The organism is Microbacterium galbinum (genome assembly GCF_023101185.1).
In the GTDB taxonomy this organism is placed as follows: Bacteria; Actinomycetota; Actinomycetes; order Actinomycetales; family Microbacteriaceae; genus Microbacterium; species Microbacterium galbinum.
In genome coordinates, this window is the sequence record NZ_CP078077.1 from 982,505 (window position 1) to 997,524 (window position 15,020).

Annotated in this window: 15 protein-coding genes; 6 read left to right on the top strand and 9 right to left on the bottom strand. The window is 70.7% G+C overall.

Annotated features, from left to right (window positions below; genetic code table 11):
- The first annotated feature begins 91 nt into the window (after positions 1-91).
- Positions 92-1,099: a LacI family DNA-binding transcriptional regulator gene (locus tag KV396_RS04910; RefSeq protein WP_247633685.1), complete on the top strand. Its 1,008-nt coding sequence runs from the start codon at positions 92-94 to the stop codon at positions 1,097-1,099.
- A gap of 191 nt (positions 1,100-1,290) precedes the next feature.
- Here the strand turns inward: KV396_RS04910 and KV396_RS04915 are convergent, their stop codons facing one another.
- Complete coding sequence (locus KV396_RS04915) at positions 1,291-2,262, bottom strand: GlxA family transcriptional regulator (RefSeq protein ID WP_247957037.1); 972 nt, start codon at positions 2,260-2,262, stop codon at positions 1,291-1,293.
- A gap of 85 nt (positions 2,263-2,347) precedes the next feature.
- Between KV396_RS04915 and KV396_RS04920 the strand changes: the two genes are divergently transcribed.
- Positions 2,348-2,509: a hypothetical protein gene (locus KV396_RS04920; protein ID WP_247624357.1), complete on the top strand. Its 162-nt coding sequence runs from the start codon at positions 2,348-2,350 to the stop codon at positions 2,507-2,509.
- Positions 2,510-2,653: 144 nt separating this feature from the next.
- The gene (locus KV396_RS04925) at positions 2,654-3,322 is read left to right on the top strand and encodes a hypothetical protein (protein ID WP_247957038.1); all 669 of its coding nucleotides are present in this window, start codon (positions 2,654-2,656) and stop codon (positions 3,320-3,322) included.
- Between the two features lie 82 nt (positions 3,323-3,404).
- Here the strand turns inward: KV396_RS04925 and KV396_RS04930 are convergent, their stop codons facing one another.
- The 4 genes from KV396_RS04930 to KV396_RS04945 form a co-directional block, all read right to left on the bottom strand.
- Entirely contained in the window at positions 3,405-4,637 is a 1,233-nt protein-coding gene (locus tag KV396_RS04930) for a glycosyltransferase (protein ID WP_247957560.1), read from the bottom strand.
- Positions 4,638-4,642: 5 nt separating this feature from the next.
- Positions 4,643-5,857, bottom strand: a complete 1,215-nt coding sequence (locus KV396_RS04935; RefSeq protein WP_247957039.1) for a glycosyltransferase — start codon at positions 5,855-5,857, stop codon at positions 4,643-4,645.
- Between the two features lie 127 nt (positions 5,858-5,984).
- Positions 5,985-6,305 (bottom strand): type II toxin-antitoxin system RelE/ParE family toxin, encoded by a 321-nt coding sequence (locus tag KV396_RS04940; RefSeq protein ID WP_247957040.1) that lies wholly within the window; start codon positions 6,303-6,305, stop codon positions 5,985-5,987.
- Positions 6,302-6,547, bottom strand: coding sequence for a ribbon-helix-helix domain-containing protein (locus tag KV396_RS04945; protein WP_247957041.1), 246 nt, complete (start codon positions 6,545-6,547; stop codon positions 6,302-6,304). The genes KV396_RS04940 and KV396_RS04945 overlap by 4 nt, the downstream gene beginning before the upstream one ends.
- A gap of 61 nt (positions 6,548-6,608) precedes the next feature.
- Here KV396_RS04945 and KV396_RS04950 point away from each other — a divergent pair, with 61 nt between their 5' ends.
- The gene (locus tag KV396_RS04950; RefSeq protein ID WP_247624354.1) at positions 6,609-7,196 is read left to right on the top strand and encodes a hypothetical protein; all 588 of its coding nucleotides are present in this window, start codon (positions 6,609-6,611) and stop codon (positions 7,194-7,196) included.
- A 42-nt stretch (positions 7,197-7,238) separates the two neighbouring features.
- Here the strand turns inward: KV396_RS04950 and KV396_RS04955 are convergent, their stop codons facing one another.
- A complete protein-coding gene (locus tag KV396_RS04955) occupies positions 7,239-7,724 on the bottom strand; it encodes a GNAT family N-acetyltransferase (RefSeq protein ID WP_247624352.1) in 486 nt (161 codons plus the stop codon).
- 49 nt (positions 7,725-7,773) lie between these two features.
- Between KV396_RS04955 and KV396_RS04960 the strand changes: the two genes are divergently transcribed.
- A complete protein-coding gene (locus KV396_RS04960; protein ID WP_247957042.1) occupies positions 7,774-9,117 on the top strand; it encodes a DUF2252 domain-containing protein in 1,344 nt (447 codons plus the stop codon).
- A 73-nt stretch (positions 9,118-9,190) separates the two neighbouring features.
- On the top strand, positions 9,191-10,489 hold the full coding sequence (locus KV396_RS04965) for a glycoside hydrolase 5 family protein (protein ID WP_247957043.1): 1,299 nt from the start codon (positions 9,191-9,193) through the stop codon (positions 10,487-10,489).
- A 170-nt stretch (positions 10,490-10,659) separates the two neighbouring features.
- On the opposite strand, the gene KV396_RS04970 is transcribed toward KV396_RS04965, so the two are convergent.
- The 3 genes from KV396_RS04970 to KV396_RS04980 all read right to left on the bottom strand — a co-directional run bounded on the left by KV396_RS04970 (position 10,660) and on the right by KV396_RS04980 (position 14,980).
- Positions 10,660-12,291, bottom strand: coding sequence for a fucose isomerase (locus tag KV396_RS04970; protein ID WP_247633676.1), 1,632 nt, complete (start codon positions 12,289-12,291; stop codon positions 10,660-10,662).
- On the bottom strand, positions 12,288-13,814 hold the full coding sequence (locus KV396_RS04975) for an FGGY-family carbohydrate kinase (RefSeq protein ID WP_247957044.1): 1,527 nt from the start codon (positions 13,812-13,814) through the stop codon (positions 12,288-12,290). The genes KV396_RS04970 and KV396_RS04975 overlap by 4 nt, the downstream gene beginning before the upstream one ends.
- A gap of 182 nt (positions 13,815-13,996) precedes the next feature.
- Positions 13,997-14,980: a LacI family DNA-binding transcriptional regulator gene (locus KV396_RS04980; protein ID WP_247957045.1), complete on the bottom strand. Its 984-nt coding sequence runs from the start codon at positions 14,978-14,980 to the stop codon at positions 13,997-13,999.
- Positions 14,981-15,020: the final 40 nt, after the last annotated feature.

Below are 15,020 nucleotides of genomic sequence, written 5' to 3' on the forward strand. Positions count from 1 at the left end.
CGACGCGGGAGGGGCCGCACCGAGGGTTGCGTAGTCATCGCCGCCCCGCGCCGTCTAGCATGGGAGTCCCGGCACGCCCAGAGGAGATCCCATGCCGCCGAAGTCCCGCGGTGTCACGAGCATCGATGTCGCCAAAGCGGCCGGAGTCTCGCAGACCACGGTCTCGCGCATCGTCAACGGGCGCGAAGGGGTGTCCGACGACATCCGCGCCAAGGTCGAGGCGGCGATCGAGAAGCTCGGCTACCGCCCCAACCTCAGCGCCCGCAGCCTCGTCACCAGCCGCACGCAGACGATCGGCGTCGTGCTCGGCGACCCGCGCAACAGCTACTACGCCGAACTGCTGCACACCATCAGCGGCGAGCTCAACCACGCCGGCTACCGCACGCTGATCCTCTCGGGGCGCGCCGACACCACCGAAGACCTCGCCCGCACGCTCTGGGAGACCAACGTCGACGGCGTCATCCTCACCACCACGCTGCTCTCCCCCGACGACGAGGGGCGCATCGTCTCGCTCGGCGTACCCTCGGTCACGATGGGCCCGGGCGCCGCCCCGGCATCCGACTCCATCTCACCCGACAACTTCGAGGGCGGACGCATCGCCGCCCGGCACCTGCTCGACCTCGGCCACCGGCGCATCGGCGTGATCTCGGGACCCCTGGGCGCGGCATCCGTCAACGACCGGCACCGCGGCTTCCTGCTCGAGTTCGCCGCCGCCGGTGTCTCCTTCGACGAAGACCTGCTCGAGGTCGCCGACCTCGACTACACGCGCGCCTTCGACGCCACGACTCGCCTGTTGCAGCTGCCCGAGCCGCCCACCGCGCTCTTCTGCCACAACGACCTCGTCGCCTTCGGAGCGCTGAATGCGGCCACCGCGCTCGGCGTCGCGGTGCCCGAGGACGTCTCGATCCTCGGCTTCGACGACGTCGCGATGTCGTCGTGGCAGGCGTTCGACCTCACGACGGTGCGGCAGCCGATCCTCGACATGGCGCACGGCGCGGTCGAGCTGCTGCTCTCACGCCTGGCCTCGCCCGAGCAGGATGCCGCGCACGTGCTGCTGCCCTGTTCTCTCGTCGAGCGGTCGACGACCCGCGCCCTCTGACGCGGGCTCTGGCGGGGACGCTTCGACAGGCCCAGCGACCCAGTTCCTCACGCCGTCCCCCGAATACTGGATCCCTGAGCCTGTCGAAGGGCCCCACCACGCACGCGCTGCGCAGGAGAACACGGGCTCCGCAGGACCGGAACAGCGGATGCATCCTGCCGAAGGCGAGAATCCCTCCCGAGGGCGCAACCTCAGGCGGCCGGCACCTCGTCGTCGGCGCAGGAGAAGCGGGCGCGGTAGGCGGTCGGCGTCAGGCCGAGCACGCGGGCGAAGTTCTGACGCAGCACGGCCGCCGAGCCGAAACCGCACTCGTCGGCGATGCGATCGAGCGGGAAGTCGGTGCGCTCGAGCATCCGCTGGGCGTGGATGATGCGCTGGCGCGCGAGCCAGGCCGCCGGAGTCGCGCCGTACTCGGCCTTGAACCGGCGGGCGAAGGTGCGCGGAGACATGAGGGCGCGGGCGGCGAGCTGATCGACCCCGAGCTCGTCGCGCAGATGCTCGACGGCCCAGTCGGCGACCGCGGCGAGCGAGTCGCTCGGCACGACCGGGATCGGACGATCGATGAACTGCGCCTGGCCGCCGTCGCGCTGCGGCGGCACGACCATGCGGCGCGCGATGCGGTTGGTGAGCTCGGCGCCGAGCTCCTGCCGCAGCAGGTGCAGGCACGCGTCGATGCCCGCGGCGGTGCCGGCGCTGGTGATGATGCGACCGTCCTGCACGAAGAGCACGTCGGGATCGATCTCGACCTCCGGGTACATCGAGGCCATGATCTCGGAGTACATCCAGTGCGTGGTGGCGCGACGACCGTCGAGCACGCCCGCGGCCCCGAGGATGAACGAGGCGCTGCAGATCGTGAGCACCCAGGCGCCCCGGGCGACCGCATCGCGGGCGACGTCGAGCAGCAGCGGATCGATGCGGTCCCAGTACTCACGCGGAACCGGGCAGAACACGACGAGATCGGCCTCGTAGGCGAACGAGAGGTCGTGCTCGACGTTCAGCGAGAAGCCGAGCTTGGAGGCCACGACGCCGGGATGCGGGGCGACGACGCGGAAATCGAAGTTCGGAACGCCGTCGTTCGACCGGTCGAGCCCGAAGGCCTCGCACGCGAGGCCGAACTCGAACGGGGCGAACCCGTCCTGGACGATGCAGGCGACTGTCTTCATGCGCACTCCCGAATGGCAGATTTCATACGATATACGTCCATCCTGCCACTCGTGGCGGATCGACGTCGACCGTAGCGTTTCTGCCATGGTACTCCTCATCCTCCTCGCCGCCCTCGCCCTCTGGGCTCTCGTCGCCACGGTCGTCGAACTGCGCCGCGACGGATACCGCGCCACCCCCACCGACTGGACCCGCGTCGTCGATCGCGAACCCCTGCGCCGCGCCGAGTCCGGCCACGTCTACCGCTGACTTGCCCGTTCGCGGGGGCGCTTCGGCAGGCTCCGCAACCCAGTCCCTCACGCTGTCCCCCGGATCTTGAGTCCCGGAGCTCGTCGAATGGCCGTCCCGAACCGTTCACCCCGCCGGGCCGCTCGGACGACTACGCTCGGAGCCATGAGCGACCCGCAGCTGCCTCCCGTTCCCCCCACGCCCCCGAACGGGAACGACACGAACCCGCCGCAGCAGCAGTTCCCGAGCGCTCCGCCGGCGGCATCCGCTCTTCCCGCCGACCCGCAGTACCCGGCCGCGCCGCCGTACGGCCAGCAGGCACCGCAGCAGGCCCCGGCATACGGGCAGCAGCAGGCACCGCAGCAGGCACCGGCATACGGCCAGCCGCAAGCGCAGCCCTACGGTCAGGCCGCCCCGCAGGGCGCCTACCCGCACCCGGGCGCCGCCTCCTACGCCGCCACACAGCAGCCCGCATACGGCGCGAGCCCGGCACCGGCGCGCGCCGCCGGTTCGTCGAACGCGCTCGCGCGCGTCGCGTTCATCATCGCCCTCGCGGTCGCCGCGATCGGCGCGCTGCAGGTGCTGATCCAGCCGTTCCTGCTGTCGTCGATCGGCTACTACTCGGGCTACGGCGATGGTGGCTACGGCATCTTCACCCTGCTGTTCGGGGTCGTCACGTTCCTCGCCAGCGCGGCTGCCCTCGTGCTCGGACTCATCGCGGTGCGGCGCCCCGGCGGCCAGGTCTTCGCGGGGGTCGCGATCGGCGTCGGCGGCGTGCAGCTGCTGGGCATCATCCTCGGCTGGATCTCCAGCCTGTTCTACGCGTTCCTGTAAGCGGGCGCGGCGAGACACCATTTCGGCCCCGAGACACCACGCCCGACGTGATGCCTCGGGGCCGAAGTGGTGTCTCGGCGAATCAGTCCTCGGCGAGCACGCGCTCGTAGACCTCGATCATCGCGGCGGTGCGCGACGACTGACGAAAAGCCTCGGCAACCACGGGCAGCGGGGTGGGTGCCGTGCCGGCGGAGATATCGGATGCCGCGACCCGCAGCGTCTCGGCGAGCGCCGCGACGCGCGCCGGCTCCGCACCGTCGGCGTCGGCCACCGCCCAGAACCCGCCCCCGAGCTCGGCGGCGATGTCGGGGTCGCTGATGATCGAGGGCGTGCCGAGCGTCGCGGCCTCGAACGGGGTCATGCCCTGTGTCTCGAAGCCGATCGACGTCTGCACGAGCGCGTCGGCCGCGGCGATGCGGGCGAGGGTCTGCGGGTAGGTGAGGCGCCCGGCGAAGCGCACGCCCGGGCGTCCGGCGACGAGCTTCTCGGCCGCCGCACGCTGCCCTCCTCCGCCGATGATCTCGAGGTCGGCGTCGATGCCCGCCGCGTTCCACGCCTCGAGGAACGGCAGCAGCCGCTTCTCGGGGCTCATGCGCCCGAGCCACACGAACCGCGGGCGTCCCGGCATCCGTGCTTCGACAGGCTCAGCAACCGAATGCGCGCGGTCGGCGAGCACGGCGGCGCGCACGTCGTCGTCGATGCCGTTCCAGATCACGTCGACCGCATCGAACACGTCGTGCTGCTCGAGGCGGCGGGCGAAGTGCGTCGAGGGCGCGGTGACGGCGGATGCCCCGGCCGCGAGCCCGCGCAGGAACGCCCAGCCGTCGCCGCCGCCGACCGGCCGACCGATCCCGCGCAGCGCCGCGCGGCGCCACAGGTTCAACGCCCCGAGCACCGGGCGGTGCAACGGGGTGACGGCGGCGATCCCGACATCGACGCGATTGTGCATCGTGTGCACGACCGGGATGCCGTGGCGCTGCGCGTAGCGGTGACCGATGAACGCGCCCCAGAAATCGGCCTGCACGTGCACGAGATCGACGGGCGGACGCGTGGTCATGGCACGGTCGAGGAAGCGGTCGGTCGCACGCCCCGGCCAGGTCATCGAGTACTCGCGGTCGAGCGTGATCGGCATCGAGGGCAGGTCGAGGTACGCGGCATCCGTCGCGCCGGCCGCCGCCCGCGCCCCGTGCATGCGCGGCGCGACGACGGTGACCGTGTGCCCGGCTCGTTCGAGGAACTCCCGCTGCAGTCGCATCGAGACCTGCGCCCCACCGAGCGAGTCGAGGTGCTGGTCGCCGAAGAACACGACGTGCATGCGCGTCACTCGGGCAGAGGGGCGTCGCGGTACAGCGCCTCGAAGGTGTCGAGGGTGCGATTGATGTCGTGGATCGCGACGCCGTCGAGCGACGCCTGCTGCATGCGCGCGTACTCGGTCGGCTCGGCGGTCAGCACGTCGGTCAGGCGCGCGGCGAGCGCGTCGGCGTCGCCCGGCTCGAACAGGTAGCCGTTCTCGCCGTGGTGCACGAGGTGCGGCAGCGCGACGGCATCCGCGGCGACGATCGGCAGCGCCGAGGCCATGGCCTCCATCGTCGCGATCGACTGCAGTTCGGCGATCGAGGCGATCACGAACAGGCTCGCCCGCGAGAGCAGCATCCGCAGCTCGTCGTCGGAGGTGCGGCCGTGGAAGGTGACCCGGTCGCCGAGGCCGAGCTGGTTCGCGAGGTTCTCGAGCTGCTTGCGCTGGTCGCCTCCGCCGACGATGTCGAAGGTGGTGTCGAGCGCCGGGTCGAGCTTGGTCATGGCCTGCAGGATGACGTCGATCTGCTTCTCGGCCGTGAGACGCCCGACGAACACGATCCGGTTCTTCTCGCGCGGGGCGATCACCGGGGTGTACTGCGAGCGATCGATGCCGCAGCTCACCGGGATCACGTTCTGCACCGCGACCGTGCTCTCGAGGAAGTCGGCGGCCCGGCGGGTGGGCGTGGTGACCGCCCGCGTCATGTCGAAGGTGCGCTTGGCGTCGGCCCACGCGTGCTTCGTGATGAAGCGGTTGACGGCATCCGGCATCGTCGTGTGCTCGAGGATGTTCTCGGCCATGACGTGGTTCGTGGCGATCACGGGGATGCCGCGCTGGCGCGCGATGCGGGCGAGGCCGCGGCCGATCACGATGTGCGACTGGATGTGCACGACATCGGGGTTGACGCGGTCGAGCACGGTGCGCGCCCAGTGCTTCGAACGCCACGGCCACACGAAGCGCAGCCAGTCGTGCGGCGCCCAGCGCACCGACGGCAGCCGGTGCAGGGTCATGCGCTCGCCCTCGATGATCTCGATGTGCGGCTTCGAGCGGCGGTACGCCTGGTTCGGAGCCGAGACGTGCACGTCGTGGCCGCGCTGCACGAGACCGGCGGCCAGACGCTCGGCGAAGCGGGCGGCGCCGTTGATGTCGGGCGCGAACGTGTCGGCGCCGATCAGGATGCGCAGCGGTCGCTCCCCGGTGTCGGGTGCGCTGGTCGGGTCGGTGGGAGAAACAGACATGCTGCCTTACGGTTCGCGGCCAGGGGTGCCCCGGAGGGCGCTGGCAACTCTACCCGAGGCCCCTGGGCGGGGCTTCGAGGCCCACCGGCATCCTCCCGGCAACACCCCACCTCGACACGCCTGCCTGCTACGGCCGAGCGAAGACCGACGGAATGTCCTGGCTGCTGTGGAGCACGCGATGGATGCGAACCGCGTCGACATCGTCGGTGTAGAACACGACGTACGGGAAACGATGCAGTGCGACGTCACGCAACTCCGCGATTCGCGTCTCGACCGCGAAGCGCGATGAACCGATCGCCGGGAAGTCCCCGATGTGGGACACGGTGCTCTCCAACGCATCGATCAACCGGGCCGCGACGTCGCGCCCCGCAGATCGTCGCAGATACGCCACGGCATCCCGGATGTCGTCGTCGGCCATTCGCGTGGTGACGACCTTCTTCGAGGTCACGAGGCGGTGGTCTCACCCTCATCGAGACCGGCACGCAGACCGTCGAAGTAGTCGGCGTTGAGTTCCGATCCCTGACCGGACGTCATCCCCGCCACGATCAGCGCGCGCATCTGCGTGCGCTCCTGCTCGTGGCGGATCAGATCGCGAACGTACTCGCTGCTCGTCCCGAAGCCGCGCTCGGACGACTGCTCCTCGACGAAGCGCTTGAGCGGATCGGGGAGGGAGACGTTCATCGTGGCCATACCGTCAACGATAGTCGCGTTGACAAGGTTTGTCATCGGCAACACCGTCTACCGTGGAGACATGCGCCTGACTGCGGATGCCGACCCCTCGCTGTGGATCCCCGTGACCGACTCGCTGGGCTGGAAGGGCCGACGCCACCGCAAGGCGGCCATCCGGATGCTGCTGGGCCAGGCGAATGCGGCCCTCGGCGCGACCGAGCGGCCGGGGTCGCGCCTCGGCGCGTGGATGATGAGCCAGGCCGCCCCCATGCTCATGAAGCGCGCCGACGGGCGCGTGCTGGTGTGGACGTGGAAGGCCGACCCCGAGCTGGTCGTCGCGATGGCGACGACGCAGGAACTCACGCCCGAGGTGCGCATCGCGCGGGCGTCGATGCCGATGGAGTACGACGACACGGTCTCGTTCCGCACGGCGCTCGGCGCGGGCGAGAAGCTCGTCGTCGCGATGCCGCCGTCGCCGAGCGCCCCTCCGTTCACGACCTACACGTGGGACACGGGGACGCACCTGGTCACCCTCACCGCGATCTGCAGCGAGCGCGAGCGCTTCGGCACCCTCGACGGTGCCCTCGACGATCTGGCGCGCAGCATCCGCATCGCCGACGACCTCACCGGCGGCGAGTCGCCCGACGTGCTGCGGTTGCCGCCGGCCTGAGGGGTCAGAACACGCCGCGCGTCGAGGTTCCGGTGCGGCGTGTCACGACCCCTCACGAGGAGAGAAGCGCATGCAGACGAGGGCCGGACGGGCATCCCACGAGGGCACGCGCACGAACCCGCGCGACTCGTAGAGGCGGATGACGTCGCCCCGCCAGTCCCAGACCGACAGACGCACGTCGCCGGAGCCGGCCGCGATCGCCGCGTCGAGCAGCCCCGATCCCACACCCCGGCCCCGCACCTCGGGCGATGCCCAGAGCCGCTTGATCTCGACGCCCTCGGCATCGGGTCGCAGCACCACCACCCCGACGACCTCGCCGTCGAGCTCGGCGACGAACACGCGGCAGTCGCCGTAGGCATCCGCCGGGTCGTCGACCTCGCGGCGGTAGGCGTCGGGCAGGGCATCGGATGCCGGGGCCGGCGCCGCACCGTGCGCGACCTTCTCGCTCTCGGTCTGACGGAGGTAGTCCTCGACGAGGCGCCCGACGGCGACGGCATCCGCCCCTCGGAGGTCGGCGGCACGGATCATCCCTCAAATCTCTCACGCGTACGCACCGCCGGACTGTCACAATGACCCCATGGCCCCGGAATGGACGCCCCCGATCACGCGCGACGCACTGCGCGACCGGGGCGTCGCCTCACGCAAGCGCACCCCGCGCCGCGCCCTCGCCGCGCTCGCCACGACGCCCCGCGATCCCCTCGGCATCCTCGATCGCCAGAACCGCAGCCGTATCCCCGAACTGGTGCCGCTGCGCACCGAACGCATGGCGGCGAGCCCCTTCGCGTTCTACCGCGGCACGGCGGCGCTCATGGCGGCCGACCTCGCGGATGCCCCGCACTCCGGCATCCTCGTCGCGTCCTGCGGCGACGCCCACGTGTCGAACTTCGGGTTCTACGCCTCGGCCGAGCGCAGCCTGATGTTCGACCTCAACGACTTCGACGAAGCCGCGTGGGCGCCCTGGGAATGGGACGTCAAGCGGCTCGCGGCGAGCATCGTCGTCGGCGGACGGGCCACGGGACGCAGCGACGAGGTCATCGACGCGGCGGTGCGGGCGGCCGTCGCGTCGTACGTCCGCGGCATCCGTCGGGCGACCCGGCTCACCCCGACCGCCCGCTACTTCACGCACTTCGACGTCGAATCCTCGCGCGGGCTGCTCGACCCGGCCGCCCGCAAGGCGATCCGCGGGGCCGTGCGCCAGGCCCAGCGCCGCACCGGCGAGCGCGCCGTGCGCCGGTTGACCGAGACGGATGCCGCGGGCCGCCGCCGCTTCGTGCACCAGGAGCCCACCACGAGCCCGGTCGGCCCCGAGGTGCTCGCGATCGTGCACGAGCTCGTCATGCAGTACCGCCGCAACGCCAGCGCCGACATCGCGCTGCTGTTCGAGCACTTCGACGTCAGCGACGTCGCCCGCCGAGTCGTCGGGGTCGGGAGCGTCGGTACGCGCTGCTACCTGGTGCTGTTCCAGGACGGCACCGGCGGCACCCTGCTGATGCAGCCGAAGCAGGCCTCGCAGAGCGTGCTCGTCGAGTACGGACGGGTGGATCAACCCGCGGGGCTCCAGCACATCATCGACGAGCACGGCGAGGGAGCACGGGTCGTCGCGATGCAGCGGATCCTCCAGGCCGTGTCGGACCCGTTCCTCGGCCACCTGCGGGGACCGGCAGCCGACTACTACGTGCGGCAGTTCCACGACATGAAGGGCGGGGTCGAGGTCGAGGAGCTCGACGACGGCCCCTTCGTCACCTACGCGCAGGCCTGCGCCGCCGTGATCGCCCGCGCGCACAGCCAGTGCGTCACCGCCACCGAGGTCGCCGGCTACATCGGCGGCGGACGCGTGGTCGGCGAGGCGATCCTCGACTGGGCACGCGCCTACGCCGACGTGTCGTACGCCGACTTCGCGGCGTTCTCCGGCGCGCGGTAGCCCCGGGCGTTCCTCGCTGATCGCACGTCACCGGGGTCGGCGATCGCACGGATGCCGTGGCTAGGCTGGCCGGATGGACAACGTCGCCCTCTCCCCCGCCGACCCCCTGCGCTTCGGCGCCAACTACACGCCGCGATCGAAGTGGATGCACGCGTGGATGTCGCTCGACCTCGACGAGGTACGCCGCGATTTCGCCGCCCTCGCCGATCTCGGCCTCGACCACCTGCGCATCTTCCCGCTGTGGACGGTGCTGCAGCCCAACCGCACGCTCATCCGCGAAGAAGCCGTCGACGATGTGCGCGCCGTGGTCGACGTCGCCGCGGAGTTCGGACTCGACGCGAGCGTCGACGTGATCCAGGGGCACCTGTCGAGCTTCGACTTCATCCCGTCGTGGCTGTTCACCTGGCACGACAAGAACATGTTCACGCATCCCGAGGCGCTCAGCGGGCAGGCCGAGCTCGTCGCACGCCTGGGCGAGCGACTGACGGATGCCCGGAACTTCCTGGGCTTCACACTCGGCAACGAGACGAACCAGTTCTCGGCGCAGACGCATCCCTCGCCCTGGCCGGTCACCGAGGCCGAGGCCGCGAACTGGATCACGACGCTGCTCGACGCGGCCGAGGCATCCGCGCCCGCGCAGCGCCACGTGCACAGCGAGTACGACGCCGCCTGGTACATGGACGGGCACGGCTTCACCCCGGCACTGGCCTCGCGGCTCGGCGCGATGACCACCGTACACTCGTGGATCTTCAACGGCACCGCGCAGAAGTACGGCGGGCGGTCGACGGCATCCGATCGTCATGCCGAGTACATGATCGAGCTCGCGCGCGCGTTCGCGACCGATCCGCACAAGCCGATCTGGCTGCAAGAGGTCGGGGCGCCGTCGAACTGCCTCACCCCCGAGCAGACCCCCGACTTCCTCGAGGCGACGCTGCGCTCGGTCGCCCGCACCGACGACCTGTGGGGCGTGACGTGGTGGTGCTCGCACGACGTGAGCCGCGACCTCGCCGACTTCCCCGACCTCGAGTACACGCTCGGCCTCGTCGACCAGACGGGCACCGCCAAGCCGATCGGCCGCCGCTTCGCCGAGCTCATCCCCGAGCTGCGCGAACGCCGCCCGGCGCCGGCGCGCACGCTCGGCATCGTGGTCGAGGTCGACGAGGACGAGACGCCGATCAGCCGCGGGGCGATGAGCCCGGGCGGCTCCATCTTCCAGGCCTGGGTCGATGCCTGCGAGTCCGGCGCCGACCCCGCTTTCGTGACGTCGAAGGATGCCGACGACCCGGCGCTTCTGGAACGGCGCGGCATCACCGAGCTGGTGCGGCCGGTGGTGGAGCGCACGGCGTACGTCTCGCGCAACACGGAGGTCTGAGCGGGCCCGTCGGGTGCATCGATCGCTGCGAAACGTCGGTCATCCGCTCCGATAGCCGGCACTATGCACCGATCGATGCACACGCGCACCGATCGATGCGCACGCGAGACGATCGATGCGCACACGAAAGGGGCGGATGCCGAAGCATCCGCCCCTCGCCCCTCCGGGGATCAGACCGCGACGTCTCCGACGAGGTTGACCTTGATGCCCATGCCGGCGAACATCGCGGCCTTGGCGATGAGCGCCTTGTCGGCGGTCTCGGCGTCGGGCGCGTAGACCGTCTGGGCGTGGTTGGCCTTGTGGCGGGCCATGAACTGGTCGCGCGAGACGCCGTGCAGCACGACGTGGGCGATCGGCCACTCCGGGTTCGTGGCGTCCTTGCGGCGCTGCGTCTCTTCGGCGGGCAGCTCGACGACGGATGCCCGGAAGATGTCGGCCTGCAGGATGCCGTCGGCGATGAACACGCGCGAGAGAACGAGCTCACCGGGCTTCGAGACGCCGTTGATCGTGGCGCCGCCGGCCGGGAAGAACACGTGGCCCTGGCGCCAGCCCTCGGCGTTCTGCCATCCGCCGAGGTGCGAGGCGGGGACCGAGCCCGAGATCTCGTAGACCCACACGAACTGGCCGTCGTAGTCCTCACCCCAGCGCACGTCGTGCAGCGTGTTGTCGGGCACGAGGCCCATCGCGCGCCACACGCGGTCGGTGACGAGCGCGTCGACCGCGACGCCCTCGTCGGCCTCGTTGAAGTGCGGGAACGCGCGGCCCTCGTGCAGCACGCGCGAGCCGTCGCGCGAGGTGACCGGCGGGCGCTCGGTGGAGTTCAGGATGCCTTCGGCCAGGTCGGACGCCGGAACCAGGTCCTTCAGTCCCTGCTGGTACTGGATGCCGACCGCGTCGAGCCCGAAATCGTCGGCGATGCGGAGGGCGGCGATGTACATCTTGAGCTGCCACTGCACCTGCTCGCGGGTGAGCTCGGTGGCGGCATCCTCGCCGTAGACGAACGTCATGCCCGCATCGATCAGCCAGTCGTAGGCGGCGTTCGCCTCGTCTTCGGTGACCTCGAGCATCTCGGCGTAGAGCGCCGACTGCGACAGGCGCTCCTTGTAGATGCCGGTCTGGTTGAGCAGCTCGTCATCGAAGATGGCGTTGTACATGCCCATGCAGCCCTCGTCGAAGACACCGATGATGGCCTTCTCGGCGAGGAGTTCGGCGGCGAGCGCCTCGCCCAGCTGCTTCTCGGGGCTGTCGGGCAGCTCGGGCAGCGGGCGCACGTGCGAGGCGTCGTGGGTGATGGCGCCGGTCTCGGTCCACTCCTTGATGCCGTTCTTGAACCACTCGTCGGTGAAGTCGACCGACCAGATCGAGGCGTAGGGCTTGTCCATCTTGGTGAGTCCGGCGTTCAGCCCGAGCAGTCCGACCAGTCCGGGCCAGTCGCCCGCGAAGTTCGCGACCGTGAGGATGGGCCCCTGGTGCGTGCGGAGCCCGGCGAGCACGTGGTGCGAGTACTGCCAGACGGCCTCGGCGACGATGAGCGGAGCATCCGTCGGGATGTTCTTGAAGACCTCGAGGCCCATGCGCTGGCTCGAGATGAAGCCGTGGCCGGTGGCGGGGTCGACGTCGTTGGCCCGGATGACCGTCCAGCCGAGGTCGTTGAAGACGCCGGTGACGCCCGCCTCGAGCTCGACCTGCACGGGCCAGCCGCCGGTGTTGGCGGCTTCGCGCAGGTCACCCGAGGCGATCAGGTACGCGGTCTTCGGGGCGGATGCCGGGCGGGATGCCGGGGTCGGCAGGGTGTAGGTCATGATTCCTCCGATGCGGGGGTGGATGCGGTGGTCGTGGAGCCGGTGGCGCCGCGCTGGTCGGCGGCGAGTTCGTGGACGACGTCGGCCGTCGCCGAATACAGGCGCACGTACCGGTCGAAGAGGGTGTCGTAGGTCGCGCGCAGATCGTCGTTCGGGGTGATCGTGTCGGTCACCGGGTTCCATTCGGTGATCAGCGGCGGCTCGTCGGCCGTGGCCACCGCGGCGAGGAAGGCCGCACCGTAGCTCGCGCCGATCGTCGTCGCCGGAACCTCCTGCACGAGCCCGGTGACGTCGGAGACGACCTGCAGCCAGAGGCGCCCCTGCGTGCCGCCGCCGACCGCGACGATACGGCGGATGTCGGCGCCGGCCGCGCGCATGGTCTCGACGTTGTGGCGCACGCCGAGCGCGGTCGCCTCGAGGGCCGCGCGGTACAGGTCGCCGCGGGTGTGCTCGAGGGTGAGGCCGGCGATCACGCCGCGGGCGTCGGGGTCCTGGATCGGGGTGCGCTCCCCCGCGAAGTACGGCAGCACGAGCAGGCCGCGGGCGCCGGCCCCGGATGCCTCGGCCTCGGCGAGGAGCTGCGGGTAGTCGGCATCCGTCAGGTCTGCGAGCCACGCGGTCAGCGCGCCCGAGGTCGAGAGGCCGCCGGCGAGATTGCGGGTGCCGGGGAAGGCGCCGGCGGTGGTCCACATCGACGGGGTGCGGAGGGTCTCCTCCCCCGTCGCGACGAGGAACATCGTCGTGCCGTACATGAGCATGAGGTCGCCGACCTCGTGCGCGCCGACGCTGACGGCCTCGGTCCAGGCGTCGATCGTGCCGGTGATGACGGGGGTGCCGGCCGGGATGCCGGTGATCTCGGATGCCTGCGCCGTCACCGTTCCCGCGATGTCGCCCGCCCAGGCGAGGCGCGGCTGCACGATCGCGGTCGCGTAGCGGCCCCAGAACGGAGCGTGCCAGCGCTCGTTCTCGATGTCGTAGAGCGGCGAGACCTGGCTGGCCGACTGGTGGTCGAGCACGTAGGCGCCCGTGAGCTTGCGTGCGAGCCATGACGCCGGCATGAAGAGGCGGCGGGCGCGCGCCCAGGCATCCGGCTCCTCCTCGGCGATCCACGCGATCTTCGGGCCACCCGCCTGCGAGGTGAGCACCGAGCCGCCGACGCGGGTGATCTCGTCGACCCCGAGGTCGGCGGTGATGCGCTCGATCTGCGCGGTCGCGCGGGTGTCGACGCCGTAGAGGATGGCGGGGCGCACGGGCTCGTCGTTCTCGTCGGCGAGCAGGATGCTCGGTCCCATGCCGCTGACGCCGACGGCGGAGATCTCGGCATCCGGGTGGGCGGCGATCAGTTCGCGGGCGATCGAGGCGAACTCGTCCCACCAGATCGCGGCATCCATCTCGACCCAGCCGGTGCGCGGACGCGAGACGTCGTGCGCGCGGGTGGCGGTGGCGAGGATCGTGCCGTCGGATGCCGTGAGCACGCCCTTGGTGCTGGATGTGCCGACGTCGACCCCGAGGGTGCATCGCATGGTGGTCCTCCTTGATCACGCTCGGTTTCAGGATATGTGAAATCGATTTCAGATCGCAAGTGGAAACTTTGGTTGCGTAGTCAGGCTCAGCCGAGACACCCCGCTCGGGGTGCTGAGCCTTTCGACGCATCCCCGGGCGGGGTGTCTCGACAGGCTTAGGGACCCAGTTGCAGGGCCGACGACTAGCGGTTGGCGCTCGCGCGCTGCGTCTCGCCGCGCAGCACGACCGTGCGGGCGGGCTGGGCGTCGCCGGCGATGCGCTCGAGCAGCATGCGGGCGGCCGTCACGCCCATGTGCCGTGCGGGCAGGCGCACGAGGCTCACGGCCGTCGGCGACAGCGTCGTGAACGGGAGCGATCCCACGACGGCGACGCCCACGGCCGGCGGGGTCAGCCCGCGCTCGGTGAGCACCTGGATCGCACCGACGCCGATGAGGTTGTTACCGGCGACGACGGCATCCGGTGGTTCGGGAAGCGCCAACAGCTCCTCCATCGCCGCCCGCGCCCCGTCGACCCGGAACGTCGCGAACCGCTGCAGTGCCGCGATGTCGGCTTCGCGCCCGGCATCCGTCAGCGCTTGCCGCCACCCGGCGGCACGATCGGCGGCGGTGTCGATGTCTTCCGGCCCGCCGATGTAGGCGATGCGGCGGTAGCCCGCGGCGATCAGCGACTCGGTCGCCGCGATGCCCGCCTCGCGGTTCGCCATCACGACGCCGTCGAGGTCGTAGCGCGTGGCGCGGTCGACCGCGACAACGGGGCGACCGGTCGCGAGGATGCTGTCGAGGTTCGTCGCGTCGGATGCCGCGGCGATGATGACGCCCGACATGTGCTCGGCGATGGCGATCTGCAGGTAGGTCGACTCCTTGTCGGGCTGCGAATCGGAGTTGCAGAGCACGACCGAGTACCCCGCCTCGCTCGCGACGTCTTCGACACCGCGGGCCATCTCGGTGAAGTACGGGTTCTCGATGTCGGGGATGACGAGCGCGATCACCTCTGACGTCTGCGTGCGCAGGCTGCGGGCGGCACGGTTGGGCGTGAAGTCGAGATCGGCGGCCGCACGGCGCACGGCCTCGACCTTCTCGGGCGAGACCTTGGTGCCGTTGAACACGCGCGAGACGGTCGCCGGTGACACTCCGGCGCGCGACGCGACGTCGTAGATCGTGGTCATGTCCCGCCCTCTGCTGCCCGGATGCTTCACCCTATCCGCC

Coding starts and splice junctions, on each gene's coding strand:
- KV396_RS04910 (WP_247633685.1), top strand. CDS start 92: ATGCCGCCGAAGTCCCGCGGTGTCACGAGCATCGATGTCGCCAAAGCG.
- KV396_RS04915 (WP_247957037.1), bottom strand. CDS start 2,262: ATGAAGACAGTCGCCTGCATCGTCCAGGACGGGTTCGCCCCGTTCGAG.
- KV396_RS04920 (WP_247624357.1), top strand. CDS start 2,348: ATGGTACTCCTCATCCTCCTCGCCGCCCTCGCCCTCTGGGCTCTCGTC.
- KV396_RS04925 (WP_247957038.1), top strand. CDS start 2,654: ATGAGCGACCCGCAGCTGCCTCCCGTTCCCCCCACGCCCCCGAACGGG.
- KV396_RS04930 (WP_247957560.1), bottom strand. CDS start 4,637: ATGCACGTCGTGTTCTTCGGCGACCAGCACCTCGACTCGCTCGGTGGG.
- KV396_RS04935 (WP_247957039.1), bottom strand. CDS start 5,857: ATGTCTGTTTCTCCCACCGACCCGACCAGCGCACCCGACACCGGGGAG.
- KV396_RS04945 (WP_247957041.1), bottom strand. CDS start 6,547: ATGGCCACGATGAACGTCTCCCTCCCCGATCCGCTCAAGCGCTTCGTC.
- KV396_RS04950 (WP_247624354.1), top strand. CDS start 6,609: ATGCGCCTGACTGCGGATGCCGACCCCTCGCTGTGGATCCCCGTGACC.
- KV396_RS04955 (WP_247624352.1), bottom strand. CDS start 7,724: ATGATCCGTGCCGCCGACCTCCGAGGGGCGGATGCCGTCGCCGTCGGG.
- KV396_RS04960 (WP_247957042.1), top strand. CDS start 7,774: ATGGCCCCGGAATGGACGCCCCCGATCACGCGCGACGCACTGCGCGAC.
- KV396_RS04965 (WP_247957043.1), top strand. CDS start 9,191: ATGGACAACGTCGCCCTCTCCCCCGCCGACCCCCTGCGCTTCGGCGCC.
- KV396_RS04970 (WP_247633676.1), bottom strand. CDS start 12,291: ATGACCTACACCCTGCCGACCCCGGCATCCCGCCCGGCATCCGCCCCG.
- KV396_RS04975 (WP_247957044.1), bottom strand. CDS start 13,814: ATGCGATGCACCCTCGGGGTCGACGTCGGCACATCCAGCACCAAGGGC.
- KV396_RS04980 (WP_247957045.1), bottom strand. CDS start 14,980: ATGACCACGATCTACGACGTCGCGTCGCGCGCCGGAGTGTCACCGGCG.